Below are 18,219 nucleotides of genomic sequence, written 5' to 3'. Positions count from 1 at the left end.
AGTGGGTCGCATGAAGCTCCTCCACACGTCCGACTGGCACCTCGGGCGCTCCTTCCACGGCACCGGACTGCTCGACGCCCAGGCTCAGGTCCTCGACGTCCTGCTGGACACCGTCCGGGAGCACCGGGTGGACGCCGTCCTGCTGGCCGGGGACGTCTACGACCGCGCGCTCCCGCCGGCGGACGCGGTCCGGCTGCTCGATCGCGCGCTGAGGCAGATCCGGGCTGCGGGCGCCGAGGTCGTCCTGACCAGCGGCAACCACGACTCCGCGGTGCGGCTCGGCTTCGGCGGCGGCCTCATGGAGGCCGCGGGGGTCCACGTGCGCGCGGACGCGGCGGACCTGGCGCGCCCGGTGCTGCTGCGGCAGAGGCACGACGACGGCGCGCGCGGCGAGGGGGAGCCCGGGCAGACGGTGGCCGTGTATGGGGTGCCGTTCCTCGAGCCACGCCATCAGGGCCAGGCGTGGGAGGTGGAGCCGAACCACACGGCCGTCATGACCGAGGCCGTCCGTCGCATCCGGGAGGACCTCGAGGCCAGGCGCGCCGAGAGCGCGAGCCCGGTCGCGGGCGTCGTCATGGCGCACCTGTTCGCCGCGGGCGGGCACGGCTCGGAGAGCGAGCGGGACATCGGGGAGGGTGAGCACGTCGAGCATCCGGGCGGGACGCCTGAGGCCCTTGTGGGGACGCTCGGCCAGGTGCCGGTGTCCGTGTTCGCGGGGCTGGACTACGTCGCCCTGGGCCACCTGCACGGGCGGCAGCGCCTCGCCGATCACGTGCGCTACTCCGGCTCCCCGCTGCCCTACTCCTTCTCCGAGGCGAACCACCGCAAGGGGGCGTGGCTGGTCACGGTCGAGGGCGGGGCCGTGCGCGCCGTCGAGGCCGTGGACTGGGAGGCCGGCCGCCGGCTGGCGGTCATCGCCGGGCCCCTCGACGCGCTGCTGGGCTCGGCCGAGTTCGCCCACGCCGAGGACCGCTGGGTGCAGGCGACCGTCACCGACGACGAGCGGCCCGAGCGCGCCCTCGAGCGCCTCAAGACGCGCTTCCCGCACGTCCTCGTGTTCCGGCACGAGCCCGCGGGCGGGAGGAGGACGCGCGAGCGCACCTACGCGGACGCGCTCCGCCAGGCCCCCTCAGCCCTCGCGCTGACCACTGGGTTCGTGGACCACGTGCGGGAGCGCGCGGCCAGTCCGGCCGAGGCGGCCCTGCTCCAGGACGCCCTCGAGGCGTCGCGACTCGCGGAGGTGCGCGCATGAGGATCCACCGGATGCGGCTGCAGGGGCTCGGCCCCTATGCGGACCGCCAGGACGTCGACTTCGCCGCGCTGAACGCCGCGGGCCTCTTCCTGCTCGACGGCCCCACGGGCGCCGGCAAGTCCACCATCCTCGCCGCGCTCTGCTATGCCCTGTACGGCTCGGTGCCGGGCGGCCGCTTGCCCGAGTCCCTCGTCACCACGCTGCGCGAGCCCGGGGCCGTGACGCCCGAGGTGCTCCTGGAGTTCTCGGTGCAGGGCCGCCGCTTCGAGGTGCTCCGCTCCCCGAAACACCTGCGGAAGAAGAAGAAGGGTGACGGCCTGACCTCCACGCAGGCCGCGGTGTCCCTGCGCGAGCACGCGGAGGGGCAGTGGGGCGCCCCGCTGACCCGCGCGGACGAGGTGGGCCAGCTGATCGCCTCCGTCATGCACCTGGACGCCGATCAGTTCATGCAGGTCGTCCTGCTGCCCCAGGGCCAGTTCGCGCAGTTCCTCACCGCCACGTCGGACGACCGCCGGGCCCTGCTGCGCCGCCTCTTCGGCACGCAGCGCTTCGACGGCGTCGAGGAGCATCTCAAGGGGGAGGCCTCCCGCCTGGACGGAGCCGTCGCCGCGGACGCCGCGATCGCCGACGCCGCGCGCGCCCAGCTGCGCGACGCGATGCGCGAGGAGCTCGGCGAGGACTGGCCCGCGCCCGAGCCGCACCCCGAGACGGACGAGGGCCTCCTGGACCTCGCCGTGCGGCGGGCCGATGCCGCGCGGGAGGCGGCCGGAGCCGGACTCACCGCGGCCCACACGGCGGAGCGGGACGCCCGCGCCGCCGTGCGCGCGCTCGAGCGCACGGCGGCCTCCCTCGCGGCCGCGGCCGGATGGTCGGACCGTCTCTCCGTGCACGAGGCCTCCGCGCGGGAGACCGGGGAGGCCCGTGCCGCGGTGCTCGCCCATGAGCGGGCGGGCCGCGTGCTCGCCGCGGCCGCGCGTGCCCGGCGCGCCGAGCACGCGGAGCACGCCGAGGGCGAGCGCGCGGCCACGGCGGCGGCCGGGGTCGCCGCCGAGCCGTTGGCCGCCTCGTGGCTCGGCGAGGCGTCCGGGGAGGGCGAGCAGGACGAGGTCGCCGGTGCCACGGTGTCGGTCGCCCGCACCGCGCTGCAGCGGGCGGACCGCGCGGCGGACGCCGTCGAGGCCGCCGTGAAGGACCGCGCCCGGATGGCGAGGCTCGAGGAGGAGCAGGCCGCCGGCGGCGCCCGGCACGAGGCGATCGACGGGGAACGTGCGGCGGGGGCTCACGAGCGAGAGGCGCGTGCCACGGCGATCGCGGCCGCGCGGGAGGCTGTCGAGTCGGGTGGGGCCCGGCTCGGCGCCCGCGCGGCCGTCGACCGCCGGGCGGAGGAGGCCCGCACGCGGTGTGCCGCGGCCGGACTGGCGGAGGAGCGTCGTGCCGCCGCCGAGAGGGCCCGCGTCGATCACGAGAGGCTCGTCGCGCGGGAGCGCGCGGCCGCGGAGAAGCACGTGGGGCTGCTGCGCTCGCGCTACGAGCAGGCGGCGTCCGAGCTCTCGGAGCAGCTCGTCGCGGGGGAGCCCTGCGCGGTGTGCGGGTCCCCGGCGCACCCGCGTCCGGCGCCCGCAGCCGCGACCTCGGTGACCGAGGCCGACGTCGCCGCCGCGGAGAAGGCACGGGACCGTGCCGGCGCCGCGGCCGCCCAGGCCGAGGCCGCCCGGGAGCGGGCCGAGTCCGCCCTGAGAGAGGCCCGGGACGCCGCCGGCGGGCTCGGCGTGGAGGAGGCCGAGGCGGCCCTGGGTGCCGCCGAGGCCGAGCAGGCCGACCTCGCCGCCGTCGCCAAGGCCCTGGCCGCGGACCGCCGGACCCTGACGAAGCTCGAGACGGCGCAGACCGCGGCGGAGTCGGCGGACGCCGCCCTCGCGCTCGAGGCCGAGCGCCTCGAGGAGGCCACGGCGCGGCGCGCCGAGCGGCTCCTCGAGCTGCGGGCCGCGGTCGAGGCCGCCCAGGCCGACGCCGAGGACCTGGACGTCCGCCGCGGCCAGGTCGGCGGCGCCCGCCGTGCCCTGCGCGCCCTCGCCGACGCGGCCGAGGCGCAGGCGCGTGCCGCCGCCGTGCGCGCGGAGACCGCGGAGGCCCTCGCCGCCGCCCTCGCCGCGGAGGACTTCACCGGTGCCGAGGCGGCGGCGCAGGCACGGCTCGACGACGACGACGCGAGCGCCCTCACCGCTCGGGTGCGCGCGTGGGACGAGGAGGGCGCCCGCCTGGCCGAGCTCGGAACCACCGAGCTCGTCGCCGAGGGCCGTGCCCTCGGCGAGGCCGGCACCGCCGCCCCGACCCAGGAGGAGAGCGCCGCCGCGGCCGAACGCCTCGCCGCCGCCGAGGCGGCCAGCGCGAAGCGGGCCACCGCCGTCGGCAGGCTGGACACCCTGGTGGCGACGGTGCGCCGTCAGTCCGCGGCGCTGACCGACGTGCTGGGCCGCTCCGCGGCGCTCATCGAGGAGCACCGCACGGTCACGCAGCTGCTCGCGCTCGTGCGCGGGGGCGGGGAGAACCGCCTCAAGATGCCGCTGACCAGCTACGTGCTGGCCGGCCGGCTCGAGGAGGTCGCCGCGGCGGCGAGCGAGCGCCTGCTGGCCATGACGGATGCCCGGTACAGCATCGAGTACTCGGACGCCGTGGGCGGCCGCGGCAACAAGGGCCTGGAGCTCGTGGTCCGTGACCACTACGTCGACGAGACGCGGCACCCCTCCACGCTCTCGGGCGGGGAGACGTTCATGGCCTCGCTGGCCCTGGCCTTGGGCCTCGCGGACACGGTGCAGGCGGAGTCCGGCGGCATCGAGCTGGACACGCTCTTCGTGGACGAGGGCTTCGGCTCGCTGGACTCCGAGACGCTCGACGACGTGCTGGACGTCGTGGACTCCCTGCGCTCGGGCGGGCGCACGGTGGGGCTCGTCTCCCACGTGGACCGCATGAAGCAGGAGATCGGCGTGCGCCTCGAGGTCCGCAAGGACCGCCGCGGCTCGAGCCTCGCCGTCCACGAAGGGACCTGAGGGAGCCGCCCGACGGGCGAGGAGCCGACCGCGCAGCGGTCGACCCCTCGTCCTGCGCCGTCGCGCGGCGCCTCGGGCACGGTGGCGTCTCAGGCCCGGCGGCGCCGCCGTCCGGCCATCCCGGCCAGCCCCGCCCGGAGGCGGGAGGGCAGGCCACGGCGACCTCCGCCGCCGGAGGCCGAGGAGCCCGCCCCGGCCGAGGACCCCACTGCCGACGAGCCGTCGGCCCCCGGCACCCCGGCCTGGCCGGCACGCTGCCCGGCCGCGGCCCGTTCTGCCTCCGCCGCACGGCGCTCGGCGTCGATCCGCTCCCGCTCCTCGGCCTCGGCCGCCCGGCGCTCCTCGAGCTCGGCCACGCGGCGCCGCTCGCCCCGGGACTCGATCATGCGGTAGAGGACCGGCACCAGCACGAGCGTGAGCAGCGTGGAGGAGACCAGGCCGCCCACCACGGCCACGGCGAGCGGCTGGGACATGAAGCCCGCGTGGCCGGTGATCCCGAGCGCCGTGGGCATCATGGCGAGCACCGTGGCCAGCGCCGTCATCACCACGGGGCGCACGCGGTTGAGCGCGCCGAGCTCGATGGCCTCGTCCAGCGGCATGGCGTGGTCCCGCCGGTACTGGTTGATGAGGTCGATCAGCACGATCGCGTTGGTCACCACGATGCCGATGAGCATGAGCACGCCGATCATGGTGGGCAGGCCCAGCGCGGTCCCCGTGACCAGCAGCGCCAGGACGACGCCCGTGGCGGCGAACGGGATGGACACGAGCAGCACGAGCGGCTGGCGCAGCGAGTTGAACGTGGCCACCAGGACCACGTACACCACCGCGATCGCGGCCAGGAGCGCGAGCCCCAGGTCCCGGAACGTCTGCTCCTGCTGGGTGGCCGCTCCGCCGATGGTGGCCGTGGCCCCCTCGGGCAGCTCGAGGCCGTCGAGGGCCTCGCCCACGCCCCGGGAGACCGCGCCGAGGTCCTGCCCCTCGGGCTTCACGCTCACCACGGCGGTGCGCTCGCCGTTGGAGGAGGTGACACTCGCGGGCACCTCGCGCTGGGACACCGCGGCGAGCTCCTCGAGCGGCACGGGGCCCTGCGGGGTCTGCACCGGGACGGCGCGCAGCTCGTCGAGGGTCTCCACGGGCTCCGGGTCGCCCAGCCGCACCGTGTACTCCTGGAAGCCGAACCGCACGTCGCCCACCGGCAGGGCCTGCAGCGCACCGGCCACCTGGCCCGAGACGGCCTCCTCGGTCAGGCCCCGCTCGGCGGCGGCCTGGGTGTCCACGTCCACCTGGAAGGTGGGGCGGGTGTCCGAGGCGGGCGTGCTGACCTCCCGCGCCCCCTCGACGCCGCGCAGCCGCTCGGCCACCGTGTTCGCGGCCTCGTCGAGGGCCTCGGGCGAGGAGGCGCGCACGGACACGTCGATGTCCTGCGAGCCGCCGGGGCCCTGCTGGCTCGAGAGGGACACCTCGCCCACGCCCTCGAGCGCGGCCAGGCCCTGCCGCACGGTGTCCTGCAGGGCCTCCTGGTCCGCGTCCTCGTCCGTGACGACCGTGAACTGGGCGCTGTCCGCGGCACCGCCGGCGCCGAAGAAGCTTCCCTGGCCGCCCGCCGTGAACTGCACGGTCTCCACGCCCTCGGTGTCCATCAGGGACTGCTCGACCTTCTCGGCCGCCGCAGCGGTGGCCTCCAGCGAGGTGCCCCGCCTCTGCTGAGCGGTGACCACGAAGGAGTTCTGCCCGGAGTCGCCGAGCAGGTTGGTGGGGACCAGGGGCAGCAGCGCCGCGGTGCCCGCCAGGAGCACGACGGCGGCCGCGAGGGTGGTCTTGGCGTGCCGCTGGGTCCAGCGCAGTGCGGGGCGGTACGCGTCCGTGAGCCACGAGCGGTGCGCCGTCGGACGGGCGTCGGCGGCCTGGCGCGGCGCGTCCGCGGCACGCCGCGGGGCGCGCAGGAACCACCAGCACAGCACCGGGATGATCGTGAGCGCCACCAGGAGGGAGGCGAGCAGGGCGATCGTCGTCGTGACCGCGAAGGGGCGGAACAGCTCGCCGGCCAGGCCGCCCACGAACCCGATGGGCAGGAACACGGCCACGGCGACGAGGGTGGACGCGGTGACCGCGGTGGCCACCTCCCGCGTGCCCTCGAGGATGGCGGTGCGCCGGTCCTCGCCCAGGCTCAGGTGCCGCCGGATGTTCTCGACGACGACGATCGCGTCGTCCACGACGCGGCCGATCGAGATGGTGAGCGCACCGAGGGTGAGGGTGTTCAGCGAGTAGCCGGCCACGCTCACGCCGATCAGCGCGGCCAGCAGGGAGAGCGGGATGGACACGGCCGTGACGAGCGTGGAGCGGGCCGAGAGGAGGAAGACGGCGATCACGAGGACCGCGAAGGCCAGGCCCAGCATGCCCTCCACGAGAAGGCTGTCGATGGACTGCTGGATGAACGGCGCCTGGTCGAACACGACCGCGAGATGGGATCCGCCGCCCAGGAGGGACTCGAGCTCCGGCATCGTGTCGCGCACCGCCTGGGAGACGGCCACGAGGTCGGCGTCCGGGATCGCCGTGACGGAGAGCGAGAGCGTGTCCGCGCCGTCGGTGCGGGCCACGGAGGTGGGGTCCTCGGCGGCGAGGCTCACCTCGGCGACCTCCGACAGCGGCCGGGGGGTGCCCTCGGAGGAGGCTGCGGGGGCGGCCGGCGCCGCGCCGGTCCCGGGGGCGGTGGCCTCATCGGGCGTCGTCGTGCCCGGGGCGGGCGGTCCGCCGCCCCCGACGCCGGAGGTCTCGCCCGCGGACCCGGAGTCCGACCCGGAGCCGGGGGTGACGGTCACCTGGGAGAGCTCCTCGAGGGACTCGACCGGGGAGCCGGCCTGGACCGGATAGGTGATCTCGTCCTGCGTGACCTGGCCGATGGGGAACAGGCCGGCGTTCTCCTCCAGGGCCGTGGTGATGTCCTGGGTGGTCATCCCGGTGGCGGCGAGGGCCTGCTGGTCCGGCACGACGGAGACGTACTCCTCGGTGCCGCCGATCACCTGGGCGCCGCGGACGCCGTCGAGCTTCTGCAGGCGGGGCGCCACCACGTCCTCGGCCCGGCGGCGCAGCTCGTTGAGGTCCTCGTCCCCGGAGAGCGCGAGGAAGACCACCGGGAAGTCGGAGACCGACCCCGCGAAGGAGGTGGTCTCGGTCTCCTCCGGCAGCTGGGCGCCGAGGTTGGAGATCACGCGGTCCACCTGGGAGCGCGCCCGGTTGAGATCCGTGCCGTACTCGAAGCGAAGCTGCACGCTGTTGAAGGAGGAGCGCGACGTGGACTGGGAGGACTCGAGCCCCTCGACGGCCTGCAGGGCCGTCTCGAGGGGCTCGCCCACCGTGGCGTCCACCACCTCCGGGCTCGCGCCCGGGTAGGTGGTGGACACCGAGATGACGGGCAGCTCGAGGGACGGGATGAGCTCCCGCTTGAGCTGACCGGCGGAGATGACGCCGAACACCGCGACGAACACGGTGATGAGCGCCACAAGCGCCCGCTGCGACAGTGAGAACCGGGCGAGCGCTCCCATGGTCGGTCAGCCGAGCTGCAGCGTGGACGCGGTGGCCTCGGTGACCTCGCGGAGCAGCTCCGGCTCCTCGTTGAGGGTGTGGCCCAGCGACGGGATGAGCTCCTTGAGGGTGGAGTCCCATGCGCCCATCTTGGCGGGGAAGCAGCGCTCGAGCAGCTTCACCATGATGGGGGCGGCGGTGGAGGCGCCCGGGGACGCGCCCAGCAGGCCGCCGAGGGAGCCGTCCGCGTGGGTGACGACCTCGGTGCCGAACTGCAGCACGCCGCCGAAGCGGCCCTTCTTCTTCATCACCTGCACGCGCTGGCCGGCGGTGATCAGCTCCCAGTCGGAGCCCTCGGCCTCCGGGTAGAACTCCTGGAGCGTGTCCACCTTCTTGGAGCGCGGCTTCAGCACCTCGGAGACGAGGTACTGCGTGAGCGGGATGTTGTCCTTCGCCACGTCGAGCATCACCGGCAGGTTGTGCGGGCGGATGGAGAGCGGCAGGTCCAGGTAGGAGCCGGTCTTGAGGAAGTTGGTGGAGAAGCCGGCGTAGGGGCCGAACAGCAGGGAGCGCTTGCCGTTGACGAAGCGGGTGTCCAGGTGGGGGACGGACATGGGCGGGGCGCCCACCGCGGCCTGGCCGTACACCTTGGCCATGTGGCGGTTCACCACGGCGTCGTCGGTGCAACGGAAGAACTGGCCGGACACGGGGAAGCCGCCGAAGCCCTTGGCCTCGGGGATCCCGGAGTTCTGCAGCAGGTGCAGGGCGCCGCCGCCGGCGCCGACGAACACGAAGCGGGCGCGGTCCGTGACGGTGGAGCCGGCGGCCTTGTTCTTGACCGCCACCTCCCAGCGGCCGTCGGTGCCGCGCTCCAGGCCGGTCACCTTGTGGCCGAAGCGCACCTCGGCGCCGTGGGAGGCCATGCTCGTCACGAGCTGGCGGGTGAGGGAGCCGAAGTCGACGTCGGTGCCGCCGGCCACGCGGGAGGCGGCGACGCGCGGGCCGGCGGGGCGGCCCTCCATGAGCAGGGGGGCCCACTCGGCGATCGTCGCCGGGTCCTCGGTGTGCTCCATCTGCGCGAAGAGCGGCTCGGCGGACATGGCCTCGTAGCGCTTGCCCAGGTAGTCGGCGTGGTCGTCGCCCCACACGAAGGACATGTGCGGCAGCGGGTTGATGAAGGACTTCGGGTCCTTGAGCGTGCCGTCCTTCACGAGGGCGGACCAGAACTGGCGGGTCAGCATGAACTGCTCGTTGATGCCGAGGGCCTTGGTGACGTCCACCCGGCCGTCCTTGCCCATCGGGGAGTAGTTCAGCTCGCACAGGGCCGCGTGGCCCGTGCCGGCGTTGTTCCACGGGTCGGAGGACTCCAGACCGGCCTGGTCGAGGTTCTCGTACAGGGCGATGGACCACGTGGGCTCGAGCTTCTGGAGCATCACGCCGAGGGTGGCGGACATGATGCCGCCGCCGATCAGCACGACGTCGTGGGTGGTGGAAGAGGTGGTGGACACGGTCTACTCCTGGGACAGATCGACGGTGGTGGGGCACCGCGGGTCCCTCGGTTCTGCGGGGGGCCGCGGGTCGATGCCGCGGTGGCCCACTCTACTACCGGACGCCCCCGCTCCGGGTGCGTGGGCCGAGGGGGTCAGGCGTCCGTGACGCCGATGCGCGCGAAGGGCTCGTCGAGCTGGGGGGAGGTCGGGTACGAGGCCACCCTGGGCCCCGTGGCCAGCGCGGAGATGGGGTAGACGAGCGGCAGGGCGGGCAGGTCCAGGGCCATCGCGCGCACGACGCCGCGGTGCAGCTCGCGGCGTCGGTCGTCGTCGGGCTCCGCGGCGGCGGCCGCGAGGTCGCGCACCACCCGGGGATTGTCGTAGTTGGTCTCGGCCCGGCCCGAGCGGGCGATCGGCTCGAGGAACGCGTGGGGGTCGCGGTAGGCGCCGCCGCGGCCCATGAGGTGGAGCGCCCGGGTGGGCCGGGAGACCACGGCCCTCAGGTAGTCCTCGTCGTCCGGGACCGGCACGGGGGTCACCGTGATCCCCACCGCGCCCAGGTCCGCGGCGACCATCGCGTAGACGCGCTCGGGCTCGGGCAGGGAGGGGCGCCCCGTGGCCAGGGGGTACAGGAACTCGAGGGGCTCGCCCGCGTACCCGGACATCTCCCGGAGACGCTCGGCGCGGTCCGGATCGAGGTCGTGGTGCTCCGCCTCCTCGTCGCCGACGCCGAGGGCCGGCGGAACGAGGTCGTGGGCCTGGGCGGTGCCCTCGAGGAAGACGTCGCTGGAGGCCAGCCGCCCGCGGTCCACCGCGTGGGCCACGGCCTGGCGCAGATGCTGGGAGCGCAGCTGCGGATGGGCCAGGTTCATCCCGAGGTAGAGCACGGCCAGGGGATCGCGGGGGAGGACCTGCGTGCCGGCCTCCACGAGGGGGCGCAGCTGGCTGGGGGCCACCACGTCGATCACGTCCGCGGTGCCCCGGCGCAGCTCCCGCAGGCGGGTGCTCGCCCGGCCCCACGCGTGCACGGCCACCGGCCCCGTGGCGGGCGCGTCCCCGCGGTGACGGTCGGCGGGCATGAGCAGGGTGACGTCGGCGGGGTCCGCGGCCGCCGGCTCCCGCGCCGCGTGCGCGGCGGCCTCCTCGGCCGTGGCCCAGCGGAAGGCCCCGGTGCCCGCGGGGGTGACGACGTCGGCGTCCCCCACCCGGACCGTCCGGCCCCATGAGCCGGGGGAGGAGATGGCGAAGGGCGGGGAGCTCAGCGCCGCGGGGAGGTGGTGGAGGCGGGAGCGCAGGCGCAGTCGGACGGTCCGCTCGTCGGGCGTCTCGACGCCCACGAAGGCGGTCTCCTCGGTCCCCGCGTGTCCGCCGAACGCGGACACGAACGGGGAGGGCATCGCGACGGTCCCGTCCACGGGGGTCGGCGGCGTGGACCAGCGCGTGACGTTGGCGGCCACGGCGGCGGCGTCGCACGGTGCGCCGTCCTCGAAGACCAAGCCGTCGAGGAGGCGGAACTCGTGGGTGAGGCCGTCGTCCGAGACCGTGTGGGACTCCACGAGCTGGGGGGTCGGGGCCCCCGTGTCCGGGTCCACGCCGAGCAGCGTCTCGAGCACCTGGCGGGAGAGGCGGAAGGTCTCCGCGTCCCAGGCGCCCGCGGGGTCACGCGTGAGCGGGCGGCCCGGCGCGCCCACCACGAACGGCCGAGGGACCGCGGGGGCTGCGGGCGCCGCGGACGGGACAGTGGGGGTGGACGCGGCAGGCGTGGCCGGGGCCTCCCGCCCGCACCCGCTCAGGCCCACGCCGAGCGAGGCCAGGCCGAGGCCCATGAACCCGCGACGGCTGAGCTCCATGTCCGTCTCCTCGTGTCAGTGCTGTGCGGGCGGGGGGACTCGAACCCCCACGTCCTTCGACACTGGAACCTAAATCCAGCGCGTCTGCCAATTCCGCCACGCCCGCCTGCCCCGCTCCTCGGGGGCGAGCTCAGATCCTACCGGCCGGTCCCTCAGTCGGTGACGCCCAGGAGGCGCCGTAGGCGCTCGACGTGGCCCGTGGCCTTCACGTTGTACAGCGCGTGGACGACCCGGCCGTCGGGGCCGACGACGACGGTGGAGCGGATCAGGCCCTCGTAGACCTTCCCGTAGTTCTTCTTCTCCCCCCACGCGCCGTAGGCCTGCGCCACGGCGTGGTCCTCGTCCGAGAGGAGCGGGAACGTGAGCTGCTCCTTCTGCGCGAAGCGGATGATCTTGCCGATCGGGTCGGGGGAGATGCCGAGGACCACGTGGCCGGCGCCGGCGAGGGAGGCGAGGCTGTCGCGGAAGTCGCACGCCTGGGTGGTGCACCCGGGCGTGGAGGCCGCCGGGTAGAAGTAGACGATCGTGCTCTTGCCCGCGCTGTCGCGCAGGGAGACGGGGCGCCCGTCCTGGTCCTGGAGGGTGAACGCCGGGGCGACGTCGCCGGGCTGGAGGCGGGAGGAGGTAGCGTCGGTCATGCCGCCCACGATAGGCGGGGCGCCCGCGCGGAGGCGAGCGGTCCGCGGAGACGACCCGCGGAGACGAGAGGGCCCCGTCATCGCGGCGGCGATGACGGGGCCCTCTCCTTCTGGTGCACCCCCCGGGACTCGAACCCGGAACCTGCTGATTAAGAGTCAGATGCTCTACCAATTGAGCTAGAGGTGCAGACGCCGTACGGCCTTCCGATTCTCACCGGCGCGCCGTGCAACGAGTGGAAACCCTACCAGGTCTTCGGGGTGCCGTCCAAGCCTGGGTCGGGCATGACCGCCTCCGCCGGGTCCGAGACGGCGTACAGCCGGTCCAGCTCGTCCATGAACGCGGTCATGAATCCGTGGAAATCCGCGGCGTCCGCGCGCTGGTCGAGATCCGCGACACCGTCCTCGGTGAGATCCCCCACAGGGACCCGCGCGTGCTCGGACACGTCGAACCACGTGCGAAAGCCGGTGACGGTCTCCACCTGGTAGCCGGAACCCGTGTCCGCCACGGTCGCCACGTTGTGCAGCCCCACCGTCACGGGGTCCGGCTCCTGCGGCGCGCGGAGGACCGGCTCGGCGGCCGGGTCCACAGGGCAGAGGACCATCTCGAGAGGCACGTGGCGGTAGCCGATCACGAGGGGCGTGGAGGAGCCGGAGGGCTGCCCGTACACGAGGTTGTAGTCGCCGTGGTTGAACACCCGCGCGTCGAATGCGGCGCGGAGGCGGCGCATGAGGCGGGGGGAGTCCATGTGTCCCACGCTACGCGTCGCGGCAGGAGGGCGCCACGTGAGGCGTCCGAGCGGGACCCCTCCGCGTCGTGTCACATCGTGACCCGTCCCATGGCCGGCGGGCCCGCCGTCCCTAGACTGCGCCCATGGAGAACACCGAGGCCCAGGGCTCCGCAGCCCCCGTCAGCACCGCCCCCGCCACGCCCGCCCCGGACATGAAGCCGCGCTCGCGCGACGTCACCGACGGCATGGAGCGCGCCGCCTCGCGCGGCATGCTCCGCGCCGTGGGCCTGGGCGACGACGACTTCGCCAAGCCCCAGATCGGCATCGCGTCCTCCTGGAACGAGATCACGCCGTGCAACCTCTCCCTGGACCGTCTCGCCCAGGCGGCCAAGGAGGGCGTCCACGCCGACGGCGGCTATCCGCTCGAGTTCGGCACCGTCTCCGTCTCGGACGGCATCTCGATGGGCCACGAGGGCATGCACTTCTCCCTCGTCTCCCGCGAGGTGATCGCCGACTCAGTGGAGACGGTCATGATGGCCGAGCGCCTCGACGGCTCGGTGCTCCTGGCCGGCTGCGACAAGTCCCTGCCCGGCATGCTCATGGCCGCGGCCCGCCTCGACCTGGCCAGCGTGTTCGTCTACGCCGGCTCCACGATGCCCGGCCACGCGCGCCTCTCCGACGGCACCGAGAAGCAGGTGACGATCATCGACGCGTTCGAGGCGGTCGGCGCGTGCGCCCGCGGCCTCATGAGCGAGGCGGACCTGCTGCGCATCGAGAAGGCGATCGTCCCCACCGAGGGCGCGTGCGGCGGCATGTACACCGCCAACACGATGGCCTCGATCGGCGAGGCGCTCGGCATGTCCCTGCCCGGCTCGGCCACGCCGCCCTCGCCGGACCGCCGCCGCGACGACTTCGCGCGCCGCTCCGGCGCCGCCGTCGTCCAACTCCTGCGCCTCGGCATCACCGCGCGGGACATCATGACGAAGGAGGCGTTCGAGAACGCCATCGCCGTCACCATGGCGTTCGGCGGCTCCACAAACGCGGTGCTGCACCTCCTCGCGATCGCGCGGGAGGCCGGCGTGGACCTCACCCTGGACGACTTCAACCGCGTGGGCGACCGCGTCCCGCACATCGCCGACCTCAAGCCCTTCGGCCGCTACGTGATGACGGACGTGGACCGCGTGGGCGGCGTGCCCGTGGTCATGAAGGCGCTGCTGGACGAGGGGCTGCTCCACGGCGATGCGCTCACGGTGACGGGAAAGACCCTTGCCGAGAACCTCGCCGCCCTGGCGCCGGACCCCGTGGACGGCACCGTCATCCGCCGCATGGACGAGCCCATGCACCCCAACGGCGGCATCGCGGTCCTGCGGGGCAGCCTCGCCCCGGAGGGCGCCGTCGTGAAGTCCGCCGGCTTCGACGCGGACGTCTTCGAGGGCACCGCCCGCGTGTTCGACCGCGAGCGCGCCGCCATGGACGCCCTCGAGGACGGCACCATCGCCGCGGGCGACGTCGTCGTGATCCGCTACGAGGGCCCGCGCGGCGGCCCGGGCATGCGGGAGATGCTCGCCATCACCGGCGCGATCAAGGGTGCCGGCCTCGGCAAGGACGTCCTGCTCCTCACCGACGGGCGCTTCTCCGGCGGCACCACGGGCCTGTGCATCGGGCACATCGCGCCCGAGGCGGCCGACGGCGGGCCGATCGCCCTGGTGCGCGACGGCGACCGGATCCGCGTGGACATCGCGGGCCGGACGCTCGACATCCTGGTGGACGCGGCCGAGCTGGAGGCGCGCCGGGCGGACTGGACGCCCGTCCCGCCGAAGTTCACCACGGGGGTGCTGGGCAAGTACGCCAAGCTCGTGCACTCCGCGGCCGAGGGTGCGTACCTGGGCTGAGGCCTGAGGCCTGAGGCCTGAGGCCTGAGGCCTGAGGCCTGAGGCCTGAGGCCTGAGGCGGGAGCGGGCGGGCGCGGGCGCGGGCGCGGGCGCGCGGGTGCCGCGGCGTGGGCCACGTCTCACATGGCGAGATATGGATGTCTCAAGTGGTGGTCGCCACGCGGGGGTCCCCATACTGGAGCCACCGACGAACGACCCGGCGGCCGGCGGCCCCACCTCAGGCCGTGACCGCACTCCGATCCGCCCGGCACGGCAGGACACCCCCAGCCACCCCGACGGATCACCCGGACCATCGTCCGGCGTGCCCCGCATGCCGGACGCCAGCAGCGATGAGCGCAGTGAGGTGCACTGATGAGCCCGACCCCCCGCCCCGAGTCCGCGGCGCCGCGCGTCCCCGGCCCGGGGAATCGCGTGGAGCCCACCCGCATGACGGGGTCCGAGGGCCTGATCCGCGCGCTCGAGGAGCTCGGGGTCACGGACGTCTTCGGGCTGCCCGGCGGAGCGATCCTCCCCACGTACGACCCGCTGATGGACTCCTCCGTCATCCGCCACATCCTGGTGCGCCACGAGCAGGGCGCGGGCCACGCGGCCCAGGGCTACCACCTCGCCACGGGCCGTCCCGGCGTGGCCATCGCGACGTCGGGGCCGGGGGCCACCAACCTCGTCACCGCGATCGCCGACGCGCACATGGACTCCCAGGCCGTCGTGTTCATCACGGGCCAGGTCACCTCCGCGGCCATCGGCTCGGACGCCTTCCAGGAGGCGGACATCGTCGGCATCACGATGCCCATCACGAAGCACTCGCGCCTCGTCACCCGCGCGGAGGACATTCCGCTGGCGCTCGCGGAGGCCTTCCACATCGCGACCACGGGGCGTCCGGGCCCCGTGCTGATCGACGTCACGAAGGACGCCCAACAGGGCGAGCTCGAGTTCTCCTGGCCGCCGCGGCTGGAGCTGCCCGGCTACCGACCCGTGCTGCGCGGCCATCCCCGCCAGGTCAAGGAGGCGGTCCGCCTCATCGCCGAGGCCCGGCGCCCCGTGCTGTACGTGGGCGGCGGCGTGGCCCGCGGCGAGGCGTCCGCGGAGCTGCGCGAGCTGGCCGAGGCCACCGGCGCCCCCGTGGTCACCACGCTCACGGCGCGCGGCGTGTTCCCGGACTCCCACCCCCAGCACCTCGGCATGCCCGGCATGCACGGCTCGGTGCCGGCGGTGGCCGCCCTCCAGCAGGCGGATCTGCTCATCACCCTCGGCGCCCGCTTCGACGACCGCGTGACCGGGCTCCTCGAGTCCTTCGCTCCGGGCTCGCGCGTGATCCACGTGGACGTGGACCCCGCCGAGATCTCGAAGAACCGCCTCGCGGACGTGCCGATCGTGGGGTCCGTCAAGGAGGTCATCCCGGACCTCACGGCGGCGCTGCGGGCGGCGGCCGAGCAGGCCCCGCTGCCGGACCTCGCCCCGTGGTGGGCCGTGCTGGACCGGCTGCGACAGACCTACCCGCTCGGCTGGACCGATCCGGCGGACGGGCTCATGGCCCCGCAGCACGTGATCTCGCGGCTCTCCGCGCTCTCCGGCCCCGAGGCCGTGTACGTGGCCGGTGTGGGCCAGCACCAGATGTGGTCCAGTCAGTTCGTGCAGTACGAGCGCCCCCGGCAGTGGCTGAACTCCGCGGGCCTGGGGACCATGGGCTTCTCCGTGCCCGCCGCGATGGGCGCCAAGGTCGGGGACCCGGACCGCGTGGTCTGGGCGATCGACGGCGACGGCTGCTTCCAGATGACCAACCAGGAGCTCGCCACCTGCGTGATCAACCGGATCCCCATCAAGGTGGCGGTGATCAACAACTCCTCGCTCGGCATGGTGCGCCAGTGGCAGACCCTGTTCTACGACGGCCGCTACTCCAACACGGACCTCAACACGGGCCACGGCACGGCCCGCGTGCCCGACTTCGTGAAGCTGGCGGACGCCTACGGCGCGGTCGGGCTGCGCTGCGAGCGCACCGAGGACCTGGACGACACCATCCGCCGGGCCCTGGAGGTCGACGACCGCCCCGTCGTCGTCGACTTCGTGGTCTCCCGCGATGCGATGGTGTGGCCCATGGTCCCCGCGGGCGTGAGCAACGACGCGATCCAGGTGGCCCGAGGGATGACGCCCGAGTGGGACCAGGAGGACTGAGGAGCGATGACCGTGGAACGACACACCCTGTCCGTGCTCGTGGAGGACGTCCCCGGCACGCTCACCCGCGTGGCCGGCCTGTTCGCCCGCCGCGCCTTCAACATCCACTCGCTCGCCGTGGGCGTCACCGAGGTGCCCGGGGTCTCCCGGATCACCGTCGTGGTGGACGCGGACGCCCACCTGCTGGAGCAGGTCACGAAGCAGCTCAACAAGCTGATCAACGTGCTCAAGGTGGTGGAGCTGGCCGACGACTCCTCGGTGCAGCGCGACCACCTGCTGGTCAAGGTCCGCGCCGACGCCGCCACCCGCGGCCAGGTGGTGCAGGCCGCCGACCTCTTCCGCGCGCACGTGGTGGACGTGGCCCCCGACTCGCTGACCCTCGAGGCCACCGGCACCCGGGAGAAGCTCCAGGCCTTCCTGGACCTCATGGAGCCGTACGGCGTGCGCGAGCTCGTCCGCTCCGGCACCGTGGCCCTGTCCCGCGGCTCGCGCTCCATGACCGACCGGGCCCAGGCCCGCTGAGCCGGCCGCCGAGCCCGCACACCCTCTGATCCCCCTCACCGCTAGGAGACCGCAATGACCGCCACGAAGTTCTACGACGACGACGCCGACCTCTCGATCATCCAGGGCCGCACCGTGGCCGTGATCGGCTACGGCTCGCAGGGCCACGCGCACTCGCTGTCCCTGCGCGACTCGGGCGTGGACGTCCGCATCGGCCTCACCGAGGGCTCGACGTCCCGTGCGAAGGCCGAGGCCGAGGGCCTGCGCGTCGTGGACGTGGCCACCGCCGCCGCGGAAGCCGACCTCATCATGATCCTCACCCCGGACCAGGTGCAGGCCGACGTGTACGCCGAGCACATCGCTCCGAACCTCCAGGACGGCGACGCCCTGTTCTTCGCGCACGGCTTCAACGTCCGCTACGGCTACATCAAGGCACCCGAGGGCGTGGACGTCGCCCTCGTGGCCCCCAAGGGCCCGGGCCACGTGGTCCGCCGCGAGTTCGAGGCCGGCCGCGGCGTGCCCGCCCTCATCGCGGTCGAGCAGGACGCCTCCGGCGAGGCCCGCGCGCTGGCGCTGTCCTACGCGAAGGCGATCGGCGGCACCCGCGCCGGCGTCATCGAGACCACCTTCACCGAGGAGACCGAGTCGGACCTCTTCGGCGAGCAGGCCGTGCTGTGCGGCGGCGCGTCCCAGCTGGTGCAGTACGGCTTCGAGACCCTGGTGGAGGCCGGCTACCAGCCCGAGATCGCCTACTTCGAGGTGCTGCACGAGCTCAAGCTGATCGTGGACCTCATGGTGGAGGGCGGCATCGCCAAGCAGCGCTGGTCCGTCTCGGACACGGCCGAGTACGGCGACTACGTCTCCGGCCCGCGCGTGATCGACCCCTCCGTGAAGGAGAACATGAAGGCCGTGCTGGCCGACATCCAGGACGGCGCCTTCGCGAAGCGCTTCATGGAGGACCAGAAGGCCGGCGCCCCGGAGTTCATTGAGCTCCGCGCGAAGGGCGAGGCCCACCCGATCGAGAAGACCGGCCGTGAGCTGCGCCAGATGTTCGCGTGGCTCAAGGACACCGACGACGACTACACCGAGGGCACCGCGGCCCGCTGAGCCGCGGCCCGGACCCTCGAGTG

Annotated in this window: 11 protein-coding genes and 2 tRNA genes; 6 read left to right on the top strand and 7 right to left on the bottom strand. The window is 74.1% G+C overall.

Annotation, left to right across the window (positions count from 1 at the left end):
- The first annotated feature begins 10 nt into the window (after positions 1-10).
- Together KZX60_RS00850 and KZX60_RS00845 are read left to right on the top strand one after the other, a co-directional pair.
- Positions 11-1,252, top strand: coding sequence for an exonuclease SbcCD subunit D (locus KZX60_RS00850; RefSeq protein ID WP_248115137.1), 1,242 nt, complete (start codon positions 11-13; stop codon positions 1,250-1,252).
- A complete protein-coding gene (locus tag KZX60_RS00845) occupies positions 1,249-4,299 on the top strand; it encodes an SMC family ATPase (RefSeq protein ID WP_248115136.1) in 3,051 nt (1,016 codons plus the stop codon). The genes KZX60_RS00850 and KZX60_RS00845 overlap by 4 nt, the downstream gene beginning before the upstream one ends.
- Positions 4,300-4,388: 89 nt before the next feature.
- On the opposite strand, the gene KZX60_RS00840 is transcribed toward KZX60_RS00845, so the two are convergent.
- The 7 genes from KZX60_RS00840 to KZX60_RS00810 all read right to left on the bottom strand — a co-directional run bounded on the left by KZX60_RS00840 (position 4,389) and on the right by KZX60_RS00810 (position 12,545).
- Complete coding sequence (locus tag KZX60_RS00840) at positions 4,389-7,841, bottom strand: efflux RND transporter permease subunit (protein ID WP_248115135.1); 3,453 nt, start codon at positions 7,839-7,841, stop codon at positions 4,389-4,391.
- Between the two features lie 6 nt (positions 7,842-7,847).
- Positions 7,848-9,329, bottom strand: a complete 1,482-nt coding sequence (locus tag KZX60_RS00835; protein ID WP_348983727.1) for a malate:quinone oxidoreductase — start codon at positions 9,327-9,329, stop codon at positions 7,848-7,850.
- A 134-nt stretch (positions 9,330-9,463) separates the two neighbouring features.
- On the bottom strand, positions 9,464-11,161 hold the full coding sequence (locus tag KZX60_RS00830; protein ID WP_248115134.1) for an ABC transporter substrate-binding protein: 1,698 nt from the start codon (positions 11,159-11,161) through the stop codon (positions 9,464-9,466).
- Between the two features lie 24 nt (positions 11,162-11,185).
- A tRNA-Leu gene (locus KZX60_RS00825) sits at positions 11,186-11,267 on the bottom strand.
- A gap of 46 nt (positions 11,268-11,313) precedes the next feature.
- Positions 11,314-11,799, bottom strand: a complete 486-nt coding sequence (bcp, locus tag KZX60_RS00820) for a thioredoxin-dependent thiol peroxidase (RefSeq protein ID WP_248115133.1) — start codon at positions 11,797-11,799, stop codon at positions 11,314-11,316.
- Between the two features lie 111 nt (positions 11,800-11,910).
- Positions 11,911-11,986, bottom strand: a tRNA-Lys gene (locus KZX60_RS00815).
- A 55-nt stretch (positions 11,987-12,041) separates the two neighbouring features.
- The gene (locus tag KZX60_RS00810) at positions 12,042-12,545 is read right to left on the bottom strand and encodes a hypothetical protein (protein ID WP_248115132.1); all 504 of its coding nucleotides are present in this window, start codon (positions 12,543-12,545) and stop codon (positions 12,042-12,044) included.
- A gap of 194 nt (positions 12,546-12,739) precedes the next feature.
- Here KZX60_RS00810 and ilvD point away from each other — a divergent pair, with 194 nt between their 5' ends.
- The 4 genes from ilvD to ilvC all read left to right on the top strand — a co-directional run bounded on the left by ilvD (position 12,740) and on the right by ilvC (position 18,196).
- Positions 12,740-14,419, top strand: a complete 1,680-nt coding sequence (gene ilvD / locus KZX60_RS00805) for a dihydroxy-acid dehydratase (protein WP_248115316.1) — start codon at positions 12,740-12,742, stop codon at positions 14,417-14,419.
- 351 nt (positions 14,420-14,770) lie between these two features.
- The gene (locus KZX60_RS00800) at positions 14,771-16,588 is read left to right on the top strand and encodes an acetolactate synthase large subunit (RefSeq protein WP_248115131.1); all 1,818 of its coding nucleotides are present in this window, start codon (positions 14,771-14,773) and stop codon (positions 16,586-16,588) included.
- A gap of 12 nt (positions 16,589-16,600) precedes the next feature.
- Positions 16,601-17,110 (top strand): acetolactate synthase small subunit, encoded by a 510-nt coding sequence (ilvN, locus tag KZX60_RS00795; RefSeq protein WP_248115130.1) that lies wholly within the window; start codon positions 16,601-16,603, stop codon positions 17,108-17,110.
- Between the two features lie 54 nt (positions 17,111-17,164).
- On the top strand, positions 17,165-18,196 hold the full coding sequence (gene ilvC, locus KZX60_RS00790; protein WP_248115129.1) for a ketol-acid reductoisomerase: 1,032 nt from the start codon (positions 17,165-17,167) through the stop codon (positions 18,194-18,196).
- The last annotated feature ends 23 nt before the right edge of the window (positions 18,197-18,219 follow it).

The sequence above is a fragment of the Micrococcus sp. EYE_212 genome, from assembly GCF_023147585.1.
In the GTDB taxonomy this organism is placed as follows: Bacteria; Actinomycetota; Actinomycetes; order Actinomycetales; family Micrococcaceae; genus Micrococcus.
Note: the sequence above shows the minus strand (reverse complement) of the source record. Positions and strands in the feature narration are given on the sequence as shown.

Excerpts from the sequence above, each read along its gene's own strand:
- KZX60_RS00845 (WP_248115136.1), top strand. The coding sequence starts at position 1,249 with ATGAGGATCCACCGGATGCGGCTGCAGGGGCTCGGCCCCTATGCGGAC.
- KZX60_RS00850 (WP_248115137.1), top strand. The coding sequence starts at position 11 with ATGAAGCTCCTCCACACGTCCGACTGGCACCTCGGGCGCTCCTTCCAC.
- KZX60_RS00840 (WP_248115135.1), bottom strand. The coding sequence starts at position 7,841 with ATGGGAGCGCTCGCCCGGTTCTCACTGTCGCAGCGGGCGCTTGTGGCG.
- KZX60_RS00800 (WP_248115131.1), top strand. The coding sequence starts at position 14,771 with ATGAGCCCGACCCCCCGCCCCGAGTCCGCGGCGCCGCGCGTCCCCGGC.
- ilvC (WP_248115129.1), top strand. The coding sequence starts at position 17,165 with ATGACCGCCACGAAGTTCTACGACGACGACGCCGACCTCTCGATCATC.
- bcp (WP_248115133.1), bottom strand. The coding sequence starts at position 11,799 with ATGACCGACGCTACCTCCTCCCGCCTCCAGCCCGGCGACGTCGCCCCG.
- KZX60_RS00810 (WP_248115132.1), bottom strand. The coding sequence starts at position 12,545 with ATGGACTCCCCCCGCCTCATGCGCCGCCTCCGCGCCGCATTCGACGCG.
- KZX60_RS00830 (WP_248115134.1), bottom strand. The coding sequence starts at position 11,161 with ATGGAGCTCAGCCGTCGCGGGTTCATGGGCCTCGGCCTGGCCTCGCTC.
- ilvD (WP_248115316.1), top strand. The coding sequence starts at position 12,740 with ATGAAGCCGCGCTCGCGCGACGTCACCGACGGCATGGAGCGCGCCGCC.